Annotated in this window: 16 protein-coding genes, 1 tRNA gene and 1 pseudogene; 9 read left to right on the forward strand and 9 right to left on the reverse strand. The window is 63.9% G+C overall.

All coding sequences use genetic code 11. From position 1 onward, the window contains the following. Window positions 1-125: 125 nt before the first annotated feature. From ACX80O_RS15915 to ACX80O_RS15925, 3 genes are read left to right on the forward strand one after another with little or no spacing between them, the layout of a single operon-like run. The gene (locus ACX80O_RS15915) at window positions 126-608 is read left to right on the forward strand and encodes an SRPBCC family protein (protein WP_459309129.1); all 483 of its coding nucleotides are present in this window, start codon (window positions 126-128) and stop codon (window positions 606-608) included. Window positions 609-619: 11 nt separating this feature from the next. Beyond that, the gene (locus ACX80O_RS15920; RefSeq protein WP_459334060.1) at window positions 620-1981 is read left to right on the forward strand and encodes an FAD-binding oxidoreductase; all 1362 of its coding nucleotides are present in this window, start codon (window positions 620-622) and stop codon (window positions 1979-1981) included. A 6-nt stretch (window positions 1982-1987) separates the two neighbouring features. After that, the gene (locus ACX80O_RS15925; protein ID WP_459334051.1) at window positions 1988-2608 is read left to right on the forward strand and encodes a DUF4190 domain-containing protein; all 621 of its coding nucleotides are present in this window, start codon (window positions 1988-1990) and stop codon (window positions 2606-2608) included. A gap of 60 nt (window positions 2609-2668) precedes the next feature. On the opposite strand, the gene ACX80O_RS15930 is transcribed toward ACX80O_RS15925, so the two are convergent. From ACX80O_RS15930 to ACX80O_RS15945, 4 genes are all read right to left on the reverse strand, one after another. Continuing rightward, window positions 2669-4027 (reverse strand): DUF4032 domain-containing protein, encoded by a 1359-nt coding sequence (locus ACX80O_RS15930; protein ID WP_459334052.1) that lies wholly within the window; start codon window positions 4025-4027, stop codon window positions 2669-2671. 116 nt (window positions 4028-4143) lie between these two features. Next, window positions 4144-5232 carry an ABC transporter ATP-binding protein gene (locus ACX80O_RS15935; protein ID WP_459334053.1) on the reverse strand — a complete coding sequence of 363 codons (1089 nt, stop codon included), beginning with the start codon at window positions 5230-5232 and terminating at the stop codon, window positions 4144-4146. 153 nt (window positions 5233-5385) lie between these two features. Continuing rightward, a complete protein-coding gene (gene otsB, locus ACX80O_RS15940; RefSeq protein WP_459334054.1) occupies window positions 5386-6165 on the reverse strand; it encodes a trehalose-phosphatase in 780 nt (259 codons plus the stop codon). Further along, window positions 6158-7630, reverse strand: coding sequence for an alpha,alpha-trehalose-phosphate synthase (UDP-forming) (locus tag ACX80O_RS15945; RefSeq protein ID WP_459309136.1), 1473 nt, complete (start codon window positions 7628-7630; stop codon window positions 6158-6160). The genes otsB and ACX80O_RS15945 overlap by 8 nt, the downstream gene beginning before the upstream one ends. Window positions 7631-7758: 128 nt before the next feature. Between ACX80O_RS15945 and ACX80O_RS15950 the strand changes: the two genes are divergently transcribed. Both ACX80O_RS15950 and ACX80O_RS15955 read left to right on the forward strand, forming a co-directional pair. Beyond that, entirely contained in the window at window positions 7759-8622 is an 864-nt protein-coding gene (locus ACX80O_RS15950; RefSeq protein ID WP_459334055.1) for a DsbA family protein, read from the forward strand. A gap of 105 nt (window positions 8623-8727) precedes the next feature. Further along, window positions 8728-8804: transfer RNA gene (locus ACX80O_RS15955), tRNA-Thr, on the forward strand. 256 nt (window positions 8805-9060) lie between these two features. Here the strand turns inward: ACX80O_RS15955 and ACX80O_RS15960 are convergent. The 3 genes from ACX80O_RS15960 to ACX80O_RS15970 all read right to left on the reverse strand — a co-directional run bounded on the left by ACX80O_RS15960 (window position 9061) and on the right by ACX80O_RS15970 (window position 12571). Further along, on the reverse strand, window positions 9061-10920 hold the full coding sequence (locus ACX80O_RS15960; RefSeq protein ID WP_459334056.1) for a M23 family metallopeptidase: 1860 nt from the start codon (window positions 10918-10920) through the stop codon (window positions 9061-9063). 203 nt (window positions 10921-11123) lie between these two features. Continuing rightward, the gene (locus tag ACX80O_RS15965; RefSeq protein WP_459309140.1) at window positions 11124-11387 is read right to left on the reverse strand and encodes a hypothetical protein; all 264 of its coding nucleotides are present in this window, start codon (window positions 11385-11387) and stop codon (window positions 11124-11126) included. 89 nt (window positions 11388-11476) lie between these two features. Next, window positions 11477-12571, reverse strand: a complete 1095-nt coding sequence (locus tag ACX80O_RS15970) for an alkene reductase (protein ID WP_459309142.1) — start codon at window positions 12569-12571, stop codon at window positions 11477-11479. Window positions 12572-12762: 191 nt separating this feature from the next. On the opposite strand from ACX80O_RS15970, the pseudogene ACX80O_RS15975 reads away from it, so the two are divergent. The 3 genes and pseudogenes from ACX80O_RS15975 (at window position 12763) to ACX80O_RS15985 (ending at window position 16129) form a co-directional block, all read left to right on the forward strand. After that, a pseudogene (locus ACX80O_RS15975) lies at window positions 12763-14000 on the forward strand (low temperature requirement protein A). 215 nt (window positions 14001-14215) lie between these two features. Next, complete coding sequence (locus ACX80O_RS15980) at window positions 14216-14518, forward strand: DUF4193 domain-containing protein (protein WP_459309152.1); 303 nt, start codon at window positions 14216-14218, stop codon at window positions 14516-14518. A gap of 21 nt (window positions 14519-14539) precedes the next feature. Beyond that, a complete protein-coding gene (locus ACX80O_RS15985; protein WP_459309144.1) occupies window positions 14540-16129 on the forward strand; it encodes an MFS transporter in 1590 nt (529 codons plus the stop codon). Between the two features lie 12 nt (window positions 16130-16141). Here ACX80O_RS15985 and ACX80O_RS15990 read toward each other — a convergent pair whose 3' ends face one another. After that, window positions 16142-16531 carry a hypothetical protein gene (locus tag ACX80O_RS15990; RefSeq protein ID WP_459334057.1) on the reverse strand — a complete coding sequence of 130 codons (390 nt, stop codon included), beginning with the start codon at window positions 16529-16531 and terminating at the stop codon, window positions 16142-16144. A 96-nt stretch (window positions 16532-16627) separates the two neighbouring features. Between ACX80O_RS15990 and ACX80O_RS15995 the strand changes: the two genes are divergently transcribed. Further along, window positions 16628-17452 carry a TspO-related membrane protein gene (locus tag ACX80O_RS15995; RefSeq protein WP_459334058.1) on the forward strand — a complete coding sequence of 275 codons (825 nt, stop codon included), beginning with the start codon at window positions 16628-16630 and terminating at the stop codon, window positions 17450-17452. A 220-nt stretch (window positions 17453-17672) separates the two neighbouring features. On the opposite strand, the gene ACX80O_RS16000 is transcribed toward ACX80O_RS15995, so the two are convergent. Further along, a partial coding sequence (locus ACX80O_RS16000; protein WP_459334059.1) for an HNH endonuclease occupies window positions 17673-18431 on the reverse strand: 759 nt, incomplete at its 5' end.

An 18431-nucleotide genomic window follows, 5' to 3' on the forward strand; every position in this document is an offset into this window, starting at 1 on the left:
CAGCGCCGATGGTACTGCACCCGAGAGAGTGTGGGAGAGTAGGACACCGCCGGACAACCATTAAACGAAAGGCCCCACCCACAGTGGGGCCTTTCGCACTTAACCACCACCAGTAAAATCAGGGTATGAGCGATTTGTTTTCAGACGCAGCCCCGTCAGCACCAGATTTCGACCGTCTCGTAGCGCTCGAGTTCGCCGTACTGGTCCCGGTTCCCGTGGAGCATACATTCGCGGGGTTTGTAGAGCACATCCATCTGTGGTGGCCAGCGGAGGTGCTTAGCGTCTGGGGCGCAGGAAGCTTTTTCGATCTAGAGGGTAACTCCCTGGTGGAGACTTCTGTCGAAGAGGACGAGGCAGTGTGGGCTGAGGTCCGCCGCACGGGCCAGGACACCCGCCTGGAAATGGTGTGGCATCATCAACCAACTGGTGGAACGTCCACCGAACTAACCATCGACTTTCGCCCGACCACGGGCGGGGGGACAACGGTGTCTCTCGTCCACGACGGGTGGAGCACCGAACCGGCGTCCGGGGCGGACCGCGCTACTTATCTTGACTTCTGGCCCCTGGCGCTCGAGAAGTTCAGCCGATTCATGGGTGGTGCCCGGTGACCGAGGTACCGATGTCCGATCTCGCCGCCCTCCTGCCTGAAGGTGCAGTGCTCACCGGTGCATCCGCCGTCGTACCTTATGCCCGCGACCAAGGTCCAATACTCGACCTTCAGACTCCGTCGGCGGTCGTCTGGGCTGAAACCGTTGGGCAGGTGCAGCTGATCCTTCGGTGGGCTCACACCAGACGGGTTCCCGTGGTGGCCAGGGGCGCAGGCACCGGCGTATCCGGTGGGGCTCATGCGACGAAGGGTTGCATTGTCCTCAACCTCGAGCGGATGAACCGACTCGTTGATCTCAGGCCGCTCGATGAAGTCGCTGTGGTTGAGCCCGGTGTGATCAACGCTGACCTGAACGAGGCGGCAGCGAGCCATGGACTGATGTATGCCCCGGACCCGGCCAGCTACCGAATTTCGACGATTGGCGGGAATGTCGCGACCAATGCTGGCGGGCTGCGGTGCGCCAAGTACGGCGTGACCCGGGACTCAATCCTGGCCCTGGACGTGGTCCTCGCAGACGGCACACTCATTCACACTGGCGTCCAGACCTTCAAAGGGGTTGCTGGGTATGACCTGACGTCTCTCTTTGTCGGGTCGGCGGGGACCTTGGGGATCGTCGTCGGGATCACCGTGCGGCTGAGGTACCTCCCGCACAATGAACAAACCCTCGCGGCTTTCTTTCCCGATGTTCAAGCGGCAGCCGCCGGCGTCCTGGCAGTGGGCAAGGCCCGGGTTCAACCCGCGATCATGGAACTGCTGGACGGGATGACTCTGAGCGCACTCGACGGCGTCCACGGCTCCAATCTGAGGGAACGCGGGGGCGCACTGCTACTTATCCAAACTGACGGGTTTGGTGCGGAGGCGGAAGCCGCCGTCGTGCGTCACGCTTTGACGTCGCTGGGCGGCACGGTAAGCGAGCAGGACGTCGCGGAGGCGGCTCGCCTGATCGACCTTCGACGGCATAGCCGGGGAGATGAGGTCGACGACGAGTACAGGGTAGGCGAGGACGTTACGGTCCCGCGGTCACAACTCGTGAACTACATTGCGCAGCTGGAGCGGGTTGCGTCCCATCATGGGGTGCTACTCAAGGTGGTGGCCCACGCGGGGGATGGGAACCTGCACCCCACCTTCTGGGTGTCGGCGTCGGAGGGCGACGACGGTGCGGCCCGGCTTGAGCTCGCACTGGACGAGTCAGTGCGGTTGGCGCTCGACCTCGGTGGGACCATCACCGGCGAACATGGGGTGGGCCAGTACAAGCTGAGGTGGCTGGCGTGGGAGCAGAGCGAGGAGGTGCTCGAGTTGCAGCGTCGGATCAAGGACCTGTTCGATCCGCGGGGCATCCTCAACCCAGGCAAGGCGATCATAGGCCGGGGGTAGCTGCGGGTGGATAGAATAAGTCGTGAAGCTGCTGTCAGCGGACAGCAGCACAATTCTGAATGGGGATTCAACGTGTCGGAGAACTATCCGGGCAATCTGCCCAACCAGCCGGACGGACAGGGCGACAATCCGAAGAAGTATCCGGCCGGCCAGCAGTGGCAGCAGCCAGCGCCGGGTAGCCAGCCCACCCCGTATGGGCAGCAGCAGTCGCCCTACGGTCAGCAGGCTCCGGGCAGCCAGGTTCCCTACGGCCAGGACGCATCCGGCGGCCAGCAGGGCGGATACGGACAGGGTCCCTATGGTGGCGGCCCCGGTTACGGGCAGCCGGCCGAGAACCCGGGCAAGACCCTCGGCATCGTCGGTTTAATCCTGTCGCTGATTCCAGGCCTGAACATTGTGGGACTCATCATCAGCATCGTTGCGATGGTAAAGTCCCGCAAAGCGCGGATGGGGAACGGCTTCGCTTTGGCAGGCATCATCATCGGTGCGCTGGCGGTCATCGCGACAATCGTCATGGTCGTCGCGTTCGTCGCGTTCATTCCGGTCATTACAGAGCTGGCCGAGTTTTGCCAGCAGACCGGTCCGGGTCAGCAGACCTTCCAGGGTGAGCCGGTGCAGTGCCCATAGGGCTCCAACGCGACTATGGCGTAACCAGGAGGTGGGCCCCGGTCGGAGGGTCTTACCTGGTCACGGCGAGTCGCGGGCCCCGCCACCAAGGATGTCTATCGTCTTGGTGTCTTCTGTGAGCATGATGGCCGCCTCATCGCGGCGGTGGACGAGGATCGAGTCGAGGTAGGACTGGACTGCCTCAGCCATCGGAACGTTGCGGTCCTGCTGCTCGGACATATACCAGCGGTGTTCGAGTACCTCGTGGACCACTTCGGCGGGCTCGAGCTTGCGGCCCAGCTCCCGCGGGACGGCTCGCACAATCGGTTCGAACACCTGGGTCACCCAGAGGTGTGCACTGAGTTCCTCGTCGACGTCGGAGTTGTTGTCGGCCCGGTAGGCGTCCATGTCGTTGAGTAGCCGTCTGGCCTGGTTCTCCTGCGCGTCCAGTCCGGTGAGGCGCAGTAGCCTGCGGCTATGGTGGCCCGCATCGACCACTTTTGGCTGCAGCTGAATCTGCGAACTGTTGGCTTCCGTCTGGATGGCGTACTCCTCGACGTCGAACCCCAGCTCGTTGAGCCGCCTGATCCGGGCGTTCACCCGCCACCGGTCGCTCAGGTCGAAGGACTCCTGATCGGTGAGTTCTGCCCAGAGCCGCCGGTAGCTATCCATGATGAGCTCGCTGGTGGCAAGGGGATCCACCTTCTCCTCGATCAGGCCTCCCTCAGCAAGGTCCATCAGCTCGCCAGCGATATTTACGCGGGCAATCTCCAGGTCGTACTCCCGTTGCCCCGATGACAGCCCGGGGTACAGTTCACCCGTTTCGGCGTCCACCAGGTAGGCAGCGAATGCTCCTGCGTCGCGTCGGAACAGAGTGTTCGACAGCGAGACGTCACCCCAGTAGAACCCAATGAGGTGCAGTCGAACGAGCAGGAGCGCCTGGGCGTCGATCAGGCGGGTGAGGGTATCCCGGCGGAGAGTCTGGGAGAACAGAGCGCGATAGGGCATGGAGAACTTCAGGTGCCTGGTCACCAGCACAGGGTCGAGGTCAGAACCATCCCGTGCCTTGCGACCGGTGATCACAGCGACCGGCTCCACGCTGGGAACATCGAGGCGTCTGAGCTTCCGCAGCATGTGGTATTCATGCCGGGCTATGTGCTCGCTGGTTTCCTTGATGGCAATGACTGATCCGCCGAGGTGTGCGAAACGCACAATGTGCCGGGAGATGCCGCGGGGCAGCGCGGCCAGGTACTGGGCCGGCCAATCCTCAAGTCCGATGTGCCAGGGCAGGTCCAACAACTCAGGATCGGTCGCCGCGGCAGTAATGTTCAGTGAGCCGAGGGTGCCTGGATCCGGTGCGCCCTTGGTGCGGGGCAATTTCCCTGGCTGATTCCAGTCGGTTGGCTCGTCGTGCCACTCGGCGTCTGGCGCATCGTTCATGTGTTGCCCTTTGTTATAACTGTTTACTACTTAACGACGTACGGTGGCCCCTGGATTGGAGATCAATCCACAGACCACCGTACTCGGGTCAGTTCCGCTCGAACAGCGGGGCCGGGCTAGACGTGCTCTGCGAGGCGCAATCCGTCCTTCATATCGAACAGGTGCACATGGCCCTGTTCGGGGGTGACGTAAATGGTGTCACCCTTCATAGGAGGGCGCCGGCCGTCCACGCGTGCCACGATGACATGTTCCTGTCCGTCCAGGGTGGTGTGACCGTAGACGTAGGCGTCGGCGCCAAGTTCCTCGACGACGTCGACCTCCACCTGCAGCCCCTGGGTGCCTTCCGCAATCTGCAGGTCTTCCGGCCGGACACCCAGCGTGACGGTGCCGCCGTGCGCGGCATCGAGGACCTCGTGGGCAACCGGGTAGGTGGTGCCTCCGAAGAGCACGCCGCCGTCGGTGACCGGGAGCTCAAGCAGGTTCATGGCGGGCGAACCAATGAATCCTGCAACGAACACGTTGACCGGCCGCTCGTACAGGTTGCGCGGGGTGTCGACCTGCTGGAGGACGCCGTCCTTGAGGACCGCGACGCGGTCTCCCATGGTCATGGCCTCCACCTGGTCGTGGGTGACATACACGGTGGTGACGCCCAGACGGCGGGTCAGCGACGCAATCTGGGTGCGGGTCTGCACACGGAGTTTCGCGTCGAGGTTGGACAGCGGCTCATCCATCAGGAAGACCTGAGGGTTACGCACAATGGCGCGCCCCATCGCGACGCGCTGACGCTGGCCACCGGAGAGAGCCTTCGGCTTGCGGTCGAGGTATGGCTCGAGGTCGAGTAGTTTCGCTGCGTCGCGTACCCGCTCGGCCCGCTCTTCCTTGGAGACACCAGCGATCTTCAGCGCAAAGCCCATGTTGTCGGCGACCGACATGTGAGGGTAGAGCGCATAGTTCTGGAACACCATCGCGATGTCGCGGTCCTTCGGCGGGACATCGGTGACGTCGCGGTCACCGATCAGGATGCGGCCGGAGTTCACATCCTCGAGTCCGGCGAGCATCCGTAGCGAGGTGGACTTGCCACAACCTGAGGGGCCCACCAGGACGAGGAATTCGCCGTCGGCGATCTGAATGTCAAGCCTGTCAACCGCTGGTTTGTCTGTTCCCGGGTACAGGCGTGTTGCCTGGTCAAACGTTACCGTTGCCATTTTGTCTTTTCCTTTTCACGGGCAGGTACGTGCCCGACGATCCGTTGTGAATGGAGAATATTCAGTTGTCCGCGACCCACCGAGGGCGTTATCTCAAAGAGATAACGCCAGTGGCGTGTGTCACAGATTCCGAGTATGGCAGATTATTTCTGTTTACGCACCGGCGCTGCGGAGCGCCAGGAGGTGTTCAAGCACCGACACCAACTCGGCGGGGGACCCGATCCGGTGGCGAGCCTCAGTGGGTCCATCACCGATCTTGATGCCGAGGTCCTGCGGTTCAAGGGCGGCGAAGGCGTACTCGTCGGTGACGTCGTCCCCAGCGAAGAAGACGGCCGTGGCCCCGGTGTATTTCCTGAGCGACCGGATACCCTGCCCCTTATCGGTGCTCAGCACTGAGGTTTCGAGGACCCGCTTGCCATCGGTGATGTGCGCCCCTTCCAGCTGGTCGAGTGCGGCACGTGCGGCATCGGTCGCGGCGGCGGCGACGTCGTCGTCGGCGGTCCGGGTGTGAAGCACGACGCCGGCCGGCTTGGTTTCGAGCACCGTGCCTGCGTGGACGTCCACTACCCGCTGGACGGCGTCGGTGGCCCGGCGCAGGAGATCGGTCTGCTGCTGGGTGAGCGTCAAGGATGTGCCATCGGGGCCGGTCCACGTCTCCGCGCCGTGACTCCCGATCAGGAGGGTTTCGGGATCGGGTGTCGCTACGGCGCGCAGGCTGTTGAGGGCGCGCCCGGAGACCAGCGCCGTCGTCGTCTCCGGCAGTTGCCCCAACGCTGACAGCGCCGACGCGGAGCCGGGCAGCGGCCGGGCATCGGCAGCCAGGGGCACGAGCGGCGACATGGTGCCGTCAAAGTCGAGGGCGATCAGCAGGTGATCGGCCGTGGCGATCGTGTGCAGGGCGGCCAGCAGGTCGGTGCTCAGGTTCTCAGGCATGCGGTGTCTCCTGGGTGTGTTCGTGGTTGCCTTCCTGCAGAGCGGCGAGGAAGGCTTTGGACCAGCGTTCGACGTCGTTCTGCAGCACCTGGCGGCGCATGATGCGCATCCGGCGGGTCGCCTCGGCGGGGCTCATGTTCACCGCGGTGACGATCGCGGCCTTGAGCCCGTCAATGTCATGCGGGTTGACCAGGACTGCCTGTCGGAGGGTATCGGCGGCGCCGGCGAACTCGCTGAGCACCAGTGCACCGCGATTGCCGGTCCTGGCCGCGACATACTCCTTGGCCACCAGGTTCATGCCGTCGCGCAGAGCGGTGACCAGCATCACGTCAGCAGCCAGGTACAGGGCAACCATTTCCTCGACGGGGTAGCTATGATGCAGGTACCGGATGGCGGTGTTCTTGATGGTGTCGTAGGTGCCGTTGATCCTCCCGACGGCGCCCTCAATCTCCTCGCGCAGCAACCGGTATTGTTCGACCCGCTCCCGGCTGGGACTGGCCACCTGAATGAGGGCCGCGTCCTCAACCTGGACGCTGCCGTCCGCGAGGAGTTCCTCATACGCCTTCAGTCGGTGGCCGATCCCCTTGGTGTAGTCCAGCCGGTCAACGCCGAGGAGGATGTGCTTGGGGTTGCCGAGTTCGCGGCGGATCTCCTTGGACCGTTCAATGATGTCCTCACGGTTGGCCAGAGTGATGATCTGGTCCACGTCGATGGAGATGGGGAACGCCTCGGCCCGGGAGGTGTAGGTAAGGCCGCCTTCCTCGACTTCCACCTGGACCTGCTGCTGGCGCACCGTGTGGCCCACGAAGCGGCGGACGCAGCGCAGGAAGTTACTGGCGTCGCTGGGGCGCTGGAAGCCGATCAGGTCGGCGCCGAGGAGGCCCTCGATCACCTGGCGGCGCCAGGGCAGTTGCGCAAAGATTTCCAGGGGCGGGAACGGGATGTGGTTGAAGAAACCGATCTTCAGGTCCGGGCGGGCAGCGCGCAGCATCTTGGGGACCAGCTGCAGCTGGTAATCCTGGACCCAGACCGTGGCACCCTCGGCGGCGACTGCGGCTGCCGCCTCGGCGAAGCGCTGGTTGACGCGGCGATAGGAGTCCCACCAATGGCGGTGGAACTCGGGTGGGGCAATGACGTCGTGGTACAGCGGCCACAGGGTGGAGTTGGAGAAGCCTTCATAGTAGAACTCCACCTCATCCGCTGCCAGGGGGACTGGGACCAGACGCATATTGTCGTGGTCGAAGGCATCCAGCGACTCGTCGGGGGCGCCGTGCCAGCCCACCCACGCGCCGTCGGCCTTCGCCATGACCGGCGCCAGCGCGGTGACGAGACCGCCAGGTGACCGGCGCCAGGAGCTGCCCCCATTATCGGCCACGCGGTCGACGGGCAGCCGGTTGGACACGACGATGAACTCGAATTCGCCGTAGGCGGTGGTGTTATCGGACGAAGGTATAGCTGAAGGCACGCTGGCTCCTGCACATAGTAGGGCTACTTAGCACTTTACCGTTTTGGTGGCGTCGACTGGTTCGTCGTTTGCGGCAGGGGTGGATCGCTAAGCTTGAGACTACGCGCACCCAACCATGACGAGGACTGATGACGCCCAGCTCGAGCCATAAACCGACCAAATCGCAGCGCTCGGCGCAGGCACGCGAGCAGGCACGTTTAATCCGTGAGGCTCAGGAACGTCGGGATAGACGCAAAGGCTTGCTCATCCGCTGGGGCGTCGTGGCCGCGGTGGTCGCCATTCTGGTGGTAGCAGCGCTGATCGTCACCAACACGATCCGTGGTCAGGTGCCCGACGCCGGCCCTGCGCCTGCCGGGGGCAACGAATACGGCGGGATCGTGCTGACCTCAAGCACCGAAGTGGAGCCATCCGACACGGGGACTGTTGATCGTGGGACCCTGCCGTCGGACCCGAGACCAGCCGGCGAGCTGCCCCCGGGCGTTGCCGTCTCCGCTGATGGCGAGCCGGTGCAGGTGGTCTCCTATGTCGATGTGAACTGTGTGTTCTGCGCCGAGTTTGAGAGCACCCACGCCGATCAGATCCAGGCCTGGCTCGCCGCCGGCGAAATCACCATGGAACACCGCAACCTGGCGTATCTGGACCGCAACTCCTCAACTGACTACTCATCCCGCGGCGCGAACGCGCTCGCCTGCGTGGCCGAGGAGTCCCCCGAGGCGTACTTTGACTTCTCCGCTGGCGTGTTTGCCAACTACGAGAACGGCGAGCTTGACGACGACGGTCTGGCTGCCCTCGCGTCGTCGTCCGGGGCAGCCGACATCTCCACCTGCCTGTCGGAGGGCACCTTCAGGCCGTGGGTCGCCTTCGCCACGGAGACCGCCGAACTGGACGGAATCACCGGAACGCCAACCATCTATGTCGAGGGGGAAGCCGTGCCGGAAGCCATCGACAATTTCGCCGCATTCACTCAGGAGAAGATCGACGCCAAGGGCTAGCTTTCACCGGCTAGGTTTCGCTGACGGCGCGGCTGGGCTAATCTTGTCTTTGCGCAATCGATCGGTTTCGACGACGACGACAGCGCTTGCTGGCTTTGCCAGTACGCCTCCTTAGCTCAGTTGGCCAGAGCACCTGTCTTGTAAACAGGGGGTCGCCGGTTCGAATCCGGCAGGAGGCTCCACCGAGAACCCTTCAAACACTGGGAAGTAGCCCGGTTGTTCGGCGGTTTCTTCGCGGCTCAGCGGTAGGGTATCCCCTCCGACAGTCACTCTCAGTTAGCTTGGGCGTCGGCGCACGCGTCGTACTGCTCGTCGTAAACCTCGGTCTCCTGTGGCACTACCGCTTCTCGTCTTCGGACTCAGAATCGAATACCAAGGCCGTGGTGCGAACACTTTGCTAGCAGGTCACGGCGGCTCCCTAACGACGCAGTGACCATTTTACGGTTTGGCGGGGTCCGGCGTAGCGGCGGCGTCCTGGCTTGGTGGGCCGGTGTCTTCGGGCTCGTAAGCGGGTTCACTGCTGAGGGGCTGAGTCGGACCCTCCTCGCCTTCGCATCCGGGTTTCGGATCAGGTGACTCCTGGTCTGTAGGGCTACCGACGTTTTCACCGTCGACACTGATATCAGCCCGAGCGCCGTGAGCTGAGGCCTCCGTGTTCAGCACCGGGTGGGGAATCTGCGCCGGAAGTGGAGACACGTTCCGGCTATTGACCGCTTCCAGTCCGGTCTTTCCGACCAATCCGAGTCCGATAGCCGCCCCAGGATCAGCGACCGGTTTCGGCCCGACGTCGCAGCCGGGCGTGGGCTCGGGGTTGGGGGACGGATCCGGGGAAGGGTCCGGCGTCGGTTCGGGCGATGGCTTGGGCGATGGCTTGGGGGATGGCGCGGGTTCGGGGCTGGGGGACGGGTCGGGAGTCGGCTCGGGTGAGGGCTTAGGCGATGGCTTGGGGGATGGCGCGGGTTCGGGGCTGGGGGACGGGTCGGGAGTCGGCTCGGGTGAGGGCTTGGGGGATGGTGTGGAGTCAGGTTCGGGCGTGGGTTCCGCTGAGGGATCCGGCTTTGGTGAGGGCCTGGGCGTTGGTGCAGGTGGCGGAGTGAGATGGCCCCCTGGCGCTGCATAGGATGCGCTAGACGAGGGCGAAGGCGAAGGCGAGGGTGTCGGGTTGCCCTTTTTGTCTGGTTTTGCGGCGTCGGGGGCCGGTGAGGGCTTTGGGGTGGCGGAAGGCCTCGGGATGACCGGCGCCTTCGGAGTGGCCGGAGCAGATTCGCCGGCCGGCCGTTTCGGAATGGCGCGCGGGTTCGCGCTGTGGTCGGTGGGCGCTGGGAGGGCCTGTGCGGCCATGATGGTTGGTCCGGGATCTCCGGACCGGCCATTCTCATCGTCGTACGACCCGTCATGGGGCATGGCGATCACCCAGGGCACGGAGTTTGCGGACTCGGCGCCGCCGGGCGCATAGGAGGTCATGTCCGGTGTCCGCTCTGTCGCGGACAGCCTAAGTGGTGTGAGCGTCCAGCCTTTCGGGTCGACGTGCGAGCCGTCGCGGATGGTCTCGAAGTGCAGATGGCATCCGGTCGAAGATCCGGTTGTCCCTACTGCCGCCACAATCTGGCTCACCGCGATCGTGTCCCCCGCTTTCACAGAGATGCCTTCAAGGTGGTTGTAGGTGGTGATCAACCCGTTGCCGTGGTCAATTTCCACCCGGTTACCGCCGCCCCAAGGGTGCCACCCGACGGCTCGTACTGTGCCGGCGTCGGCCGCGTGAACTGGCGTGCCGCAAGACGCCGCGAAATCTAGTCCATAGTGGAACTCGTCGGCCTCGCCGGTGATCGGGTTGATGCGTTCGCCGAAAGGTGAGCTGGGGCTGAGTGCCTCAAGGGGGGACATCAGTGTGCCGGGCCCGGGGCGGTCTGGACCGTCGGTGGAAACGCTTGTCACCTGGACGCCGTCGTCGGGAGTATCGCCGGGAGCTTCAAACTCGGCAGCATCGAACTCTGGAGCAGCTTCGGTAACAGGACCGACGAAGCTGAGGTCGAGGGGCTCGCCCGGAACTAAAAAGTCCCGGTTCGGGGGTGTTTGGAGGGCCAGCAGTTCGCGCCCCACCCAACCGGTGGGTGCCTCAGTCGATAGCACGGTACGCGCCGCCGCGGCGGTGAGTTCCCTCGGCACCCCGGTAACTGAGCTTTGATATCCGGAGCCGCATACCGCTGCGGCGGCAACAAAGATGGCCAGCCCAGACCGGGTCGCAGATTTGCGGAACCCTAGGGTCTTCGTTTTGGCGGATGGCCAGATTCGTGTCACTTGTCGCTCCAAGCATGTCCCTGCGGGGAAAGCTGACTGACGAGTAGCCCCATCGGGGAACCAGCGAACTGGATCCCCACCAACCCACCCCTGCTCGGGGGAATTCTTACGGTACCCACTCAGCGTGCCGCACCACACCCGGAAGCGCAACGGGTTGAAGGTGAACATCTTGGCGATGGGTGATTTCCCAAGGTTTTGCCAACTTAGCTGTCCCCTGCAGTCTGAGCACACCTGTCCTGCAGAGACTCGACGGACTTCTTAGGAACGCTGTCGCCGGCTTGGGCGATCTCGCGTAGTAGGGCAACGAAACTCGCCGGGACGCCAGCCGTCTCGACCGAGGCAACGAGCCCGTTCAGCACCTGCTCATCACCGATGCTGACCAGCCCATCATCGACAAGTTTGCCAACCTGGCCACGGACTTCATCGGCGGTGGCCTCAGCCACCTGCGATGCGGCATCGGTAGCCATGCCGGTTCCGCAAAGGTCTCAGCACTGAATGAAGTGGGGCACATGCTGGGCAGCCAACCCCTGAATCCGTCTGACCAGGTTGGCTGGCTTCAAGCTGAGGCCTCGGCCAACGATTCCCGATAGAACGGGTAATCGATGTAGCCTTTGGCGCCGTCAGAGTAGAAGGTTAGCGGGTCCGGCTCGTTCAGCGGCAGGTTCTCCTGCCAGCGACGGGCGAGATCCGGGTTGGCGATGACCTGGCGGCCGACGACGACGGCGTCGCCAAGGCCCGACGCTAGGATGTCCTCCGCCTCGTCCCGGTCAGTGATCACGCCGAAGCCGCTGTTCACCAGAAAAGGGCCGTCGAAGCGTGAACGGATCTCCTGGACCAGGGTGCTGGCTGGATCCTCGTGGAGCACGCTCAGGTAGGCGATATTCAGGGGTGCGACAGCGTCAGCCATCGCGCCGTAGGTGGCGAGCACGTCAGCCGGATCGGCGGGCAGGACGTCCCGGGCAGTGGTGCCCGGCGAGATCCGCAAACCCACGCGCTCGGCTCCGATGGCCGCTGCAACCGCCTGCACCACCTCGGTCATGAAGCGGGCGCGGTTTGCTGGCGAGCCGCCGTAACCGTCGTCGCGCTGGTTGGTCTCCGGGAACATGAACTGGTGCAGCAGGTACCCGTTCGCGCCATGGAGCTCGACGCCGTCCATCCCGGCGTCGATAGCGTTCCGGGAGGCTTGAACAAATTCGTCAATGATTCCGGGGAGCTCATCAGTGGTCAGGGCATGCGGGACCGGGTAGGGCTGCTTGCCGTCGTAGGTGCGTGTCTCGCCGTCAAGGGCGACGGCGCTCGGAGCCACAACGGTGTGACCGCCGGTGGTTGACTCATGGGTGACCCGCCCCGCATGCATCACCTGGGCGAAGACCCGGCCGCCGGCGTCGTGCACGGCAGTGGTGACGGTGCGCCAGCCGGCTAGCTGTTCTTCGGTGACCAGCCCCGGCTGGCCGGGGAAACCTCGGCCCGCCTCGGCGGGGTAGGTGCCTTCGGTGATGATCAGGCCCAAAGATGCGCGCTGCCGATAGTGCTCGACAACGATGGGCCCGGGGACGCCTTCCCTGCTCGAACGAACCCTGGTGAGCGGGGCCATGACGATGCGGTTGGGCAGTTCCATGTCACCGATGGTGAGCGGGGTAAAGAGAGTCACAAGTAGCACTTTCCGTCGAAATCGGTTCTTCAGGTGGCAACCCTCGAGGAGGCCAGCCTATTCCGAGCGTATCTTCCCCTGTGATGATCTTGGTGAGACACTAAGGGACAAAACCCGGGAGCAGCCTCTGGAGGTGGTGCTGTCGTGAAGATGCTCAGACCGTGCAGGATCACTGCACAACTGGGTTAGAGATGGCTGACGCTCCACAATGTCGGCGGACGGGTCTGGTCCGGCCCACAGATCCCTCCCACAGCGTGACGACCCTCGAGCTACTCTTCGACCTCGTCTTCGTGTTTGCCTTTACCCAGGTGACTCAACTGATGGCCGACGATCCCACCCCGCAGGGGGCGCTGCGCGGTCTGGTACTACTGGCCCTGCTATGGTTCGCATGGTGTTCCTACGCCTGGCTGGGCAACCAGGCACACGCGGACGAGGGCTTGGTTCGCGTCACCATGGTGGTAGCGCTCGCCACCATGTTTATTGTCGCGCTGACCATCCCCGAATCTTTCGCGGACCTGCCCGGCGGCCTATTCGCCCCATTTGTCCTCGCCGCCTGCTATGCCGTCGTGCGACTCGTGCACTTGGCCTGCTACCTGGTCGCCGCCGGGGACGACGTCGGGCTGCGCCGCCAGTTGCTCCTGACGGCGATCCCCGTGAGTGCGGCCTGCGTCCTCCTCGTGATCGGCGGAGCCCTGGGGCCCCCTACCAGACGGGGCTATGGGCGCTTGCCCTGGTGGTTGACTATGCGGGCATCTGGCTCGCCGGTACAGCGGGATGGCGGCTGACGGCGCCCCTTCACTTCGCTGAGCGGCACGGGCTCATTGTGCTGGTCGCCTTGGGCGAATCACTGGTGGCGATCGGCGTCGGTGTGGCACAGCAGCCCATCTCGACGGCAGTCATTGTGGCGTCGGTCTTTGGCATCACCGTTGCTGTTAGCCTCTGGTGGCTCTATTTTGACGTGGTCGCGCACGTGGCGGGAGGGGTGCTCGCGAAGGCCAGCGGGGAACAGCGGAGTCGACTGGCGCGCGACTCCTACACCTACCTGCACTTCCCGATTGTCATCTCAATCATCTTTATAGCGATGGGACTAAAAAAGGTTCTGGAATATGTCTCAGACACAGGTGACCACGAGTTCACCGACCCGCTGACAGGGGTCCCGCTCGTTGCTCTCTTCGGCGGGGTGACCATACACCTGCTGGGTCACGTGGCGTTTCGGCGGCGGAACACCGGAACCTGGAACCCCCACCGAACCGTCGTTGCGGTGCTGCTGGCAGTCTTGATTCCTGTCGCCTGGCAGCTTCCAGCGTTAGCGTCGCTGGGTCTGGTCGCGGCCCTTTTGAGCGTGCTGGTCGGGTACGAGGCCCTGAAATTCCGGACGGCACGCGACGAAGTTAGGCACCACCACGCAGACGGGTCCAATGGGACGTAGCTGGACGTGGGAAATCGTCGCGTACCGGGAATAAACGGACGGGTGATCGCATTGAGAAAGTATCACCGGGTAGGCTTCCGCTGGACCCGCGCCAGGGAGCGTTGGACAGGGGATTGAGCAACAATGTTCCCGACATTTTGGTCGGGATGTTCATGGTTATAGTGTGGCTGCATCATCCACACAGGTTCAACGATTTTCGGGAGAACGGCACCGGCATGGCAACGGATTACGACGCACCACGCAACAACGATGAGGACAAGGAAGCCGAGTCCCTCGAAGCCCTCCAGGCCAACCGTGGCAGCAAATCCCAGTCGGCGTCGGTCGACGTCGAGGACGCCGATACTGCTGAAGGCATTGATCTTCCGGGCGCCGATCTTTCCGGCGAGGAACTGCTGATCCGCGTCATCCCACCTCAGGACGACGAGTTCACCTGTTCCTCCTGCTTCCTGGTCCGCCACCGCAGCCAGGTTGCCCGCCAAAAGGGCGATCTCCTGTTCTGCCGGGAGTGCGAAGGCTAACGACGATGGCGGTGGACTGCAGTGTCTGAAGCGCACGACGACGGCGGGCGGCCGATCCGTTTTTCCTCCACCGCTGGCCGCTGGGTGCTTCTCGCGGCCATCCTCGGCTCCGGCCTCGCAGGGATTGACGCCACAGTGGTCAACGTGGCGTTGCCCGCTATAGGTGCGGACCTGCAAACAGACTTTTCTACACTGCAGTGGACTATCACCGCCTACACTCTCACCCTTGCCGCATTGATCCTGCTGGGCGGTTCGTTGAGTGACCGCTACGGCAGGCGAAGAATCTTCGTCATTGGTGTCATCTGGTTCGCGACCGCATCGTTGTGCTGTGGGCTTGCGCCCAGCGCCGAAGTTCTGATCACCGCGCGTGCATTGCAGGGAGTAGGTGCCGCGCTGCTGACGCCGGGTAGTTTGGCCATGATTCAGGCCACGTTTCATCCCGACGATCGAGCCCGCGCCATTGGCGCCTGGTCCGGCCTCGGCGGAGTAGCTACGGCGATCGGCCCGTTCCTTGGGGGCTGGCTGGTTCAGACCGTGTCCTGGCGGTGGGTCTTTCTGATCAACGTGCCATTGGCGATCGCCGTCGTCGTCGTGGCTCAGCGCCACGTCCCGGAGACCAAGGATCACACGAGCACGGGCCGGCTGGATCTGTGGGGTGCTGCGCTCGGAGCGGCGGCGCTGGCCGGCACCACCTACGCCCTGATCGAGGCTCCGGCGCAGGGATTCTTTTCCTTGCCGGTGTTGGGGGCTGCCTCCGTGGGCGTGGTCGCGGCGGGTGCTTTCCTGCTGGTCGAGGCACGCGGCCGGAACCCGATGCTGCCGCTGTCAATCTTTTCCTCAACCCAGTTCAGCGCTACCAACGCCGTGACGTTCCTCGTCTATGGCGCGTTTGGGGGTGTGTTCTTCCTCTTGGTGGTGCATTTGCAGGTAGTTGCCGGGTTCTCGCCACTCGCGGCAGGCACGGCGATGTTGCCAATTACCGTGCTGATGCTCCTGCTGTCATCGCGGTCCGGTCAGCTGGCAACGCGCATTGGACCGCGGTTGCCGATGAGCCTTGGGCCGGTGCTCTGCGCTATCGCCCTGCTGCTGATGCTGCGGATAGGCCCCGATGCTTCCTACCTGACCGATGTGCTGCCCGGCGTCGTCGTGCTGGGCCTGGGATTGTCGGTGCTGGTAGCTCCATTGACGGCTACGGCGCTCGCATCAGTGGATAGCCGGCATGCTGGGCTGGCCTCCGGGGTGAATAACGCTGTGGCGCGGGCGGCGGCGCTCATAGCTGTGGCGCTGCTTCCTGCCGTTGCCGGGCTCTCTGGCGGCAGCTACCTGGATCCCGTGGCCTTCGATGAGGGGTTCCGTATTTCGGTGCTGATCGGAGTTGGCATGCTGTTCGTTGGCGCTGGTCTCGCTGCACTGACTATCCGAAATAACGTACCGGCGAGCGACGCCGACCAGGAAGCTCCCGAGGATTCCCCGGCCAATACTTCTCCTGCAGGAGATGCCGCGCCTGCGGCCAACGGGATGGGCCAGCAGGGGATGAGCCACTGCGCCATCGACGGACCACCAATCGGGGTGTCGACGGCGCAGCGTGATGATTCGCGGGCGTCGCCCTAGGGCTCGATCGTCCTAGCGCCCATCAAGGTCCGGGTCGGTCTGGCCCAGTGGCGACCCACCCAAGTTGGCGCTGTCGTCACTGCTGTCGATTTCCGACTCATCGGCGGGGTCGCCGAAGTCGATGTCTGCTGCTGCCTCGCCGAGTGTTGGCGTCCCAGGGGCTGCAGGGTCAGCTAATTCCTCGCGCAGGGCCCGATCGCTCAGCGGATCTTCTCCAGGGATCGCCGCTGCAGGCTCGTCCTGTAACAGCGGGTCATCACGCCACTGGTCCGGGTTGTCTTCGGCGGCACCTGGGTAGCTGTCAGGCTGCCCCACGGTCATTGGATCCAGGTCATCTGGCTCCGCTGGATCGATTCCGTCGGTGATGTTCAGTTCTTCTTCGGGAGGGTTAGATTCAGTCATGACATGCCCTTTCAAGTCGACACGTGAGCTACCCAGCCTACTGATCGGTCGATGGAAGAGATAGTTTTCTCGCGCTCAAATCGGTTCAATAGAGGTATGACTTCTCACACATCGGCGCAGCAGGACACCAGTATTGACCTCTATCGCCAAGTAGCCGTCACTGGCAGCATGATGTTTTGCATCGTGGGATCAATGGTTGGCGTCGGTGTGTTTGGAGGGACGCCCATTGCTGACGCCGCTGGCGGTGCATTGGGGTCCGACGCCACCCTGCTGGCCCCGGCCGGTGCAGCATTCTCGATCTGGACTGTAATTTATGCGGGGCTGGTGGCGTACACCGTGTGGCAGTGGCTGCCGTCGCAACGACGCAGTAGGCGGCAACGCTCCCTTGGATGGCTTGTCGCCGCGTCGATGGTGTTGAACGCCGTCTGGATTTTGAGCATTCAGGCTGGGTGGCTCAACGCGAGCGTCCTGGTGATCGCGGTCCTTCTTGCCGTCCTTGCCATAGTGTTTCCGCGTTACAGCGGGAGCCCGGCGTCATCCTGGGTTGAGGGGGTAGTTGTCGACGGAACCCTTGGCCTCTACCTGGGCTGGGTATGCGTGGCGGTGTGCGCCAACATTGCTGCCGCGCTGTCGGCCGCCGGCTTCGCCGGATTTGGGGTGAGCGAGGACGTCTGGGCGGTTGGTGTCATCGCTGTCGTGGCGGGGGTCGGCGTCGGTTTGGCAGTCAAGGGAAACGGTCGTCTTGCGGTGGCGGCGGCCATTGGCTGGGGTCTGGCCTGGATTGCTGTGGGACGTACCAGCGGCCAACTGGAATCCATGCCTACGGCGGTCGCCGCTGCCGTCGTCTCGATCATCGTTGTAGCCGCCACAGCCTACATCCGGTGGCGTTCGGGGGTCCGCCGGCCAGCAGCAATTGTATGAGGCTCGCCGGGACAAGCCACTCAGGCCGAGGAGACCCTTTCCGCCTTTCCTTCCGTCCTTTTCCCGCCGAGGAGTGAGATCTGGCGACTCGCCAGCCCACTCGCCCAGCCCACCGGATCTCCCACCTCGGCGGTGGGACCGGGTCCGGCTTTCATTGGGCGGTGCAGAGCTGCGCCGGGTCACGGGGCATCGGAGGCGAGCCGTTCCGAGGGGCTTCATCCTAGAACGGTGGTGGGGTTTCTGGTGGTGGTGGTGGTGGTGGGTTGGGTTTGGTGGTGTAGGTTTCCCCGGCGGGGGAGATCGCGATGATCGTCCCGGGTTCGGGTTGGGTGTAATGCCAGAAACCCTCCGTTTTGAACATGTGGTGACGTTTACAGAGCGCTGCCAGATTTGAGTAGCGGGTCGTCCCGCCCCTGGACCAGGGGATGGTGTGGTCGAGTTCGCAGAACTCGGCCAGCCTGTTGCACCCCGGATGACGACAGGTCCCGTCTCTGACTCTCACAGCATCTTGGAGGTCTTTGGGGACCCGGTACGTGGTCGCATCAGCCCCCAACCTGGCCCCCGTATACGGGTGGGTGAGGATCCTGGTAAACGACGGCGCGTGCCCGGCGAGTTTGCGGGCCGTCTCCGGGTCGATTGGCCCGTACCCTTCCAACTCACCCGGCACATCCCCGCCCATGAGGGTCAACACCGGGACCGTGACGAAGACCTTCGCCTGCACACCCCAAAACTGGCTGTCCCGCGACTGGCTGCCCTCACCCGACTGGATACCTTCACCAGCGGATTCTGCTCCGCCGTCCATAGGCCCGCCATCCATAGGCCCGCTGGTCATATATCCGGTGGGGCCGGCGCTGGTGAGGGCGTCGATGAGGACGTCAGCCCTGAGTTGGGTGAGGGTGCGGGGTTCGTCGGGGCCCTGTAAGTTCCGGGCAGCAGTGTCGACCCGGTGGTAGATCCCCGCGGCTTGCTCGGTCGGTAG

The organism is Arthrobacter glycogeni, assembly GCF_054511155.1.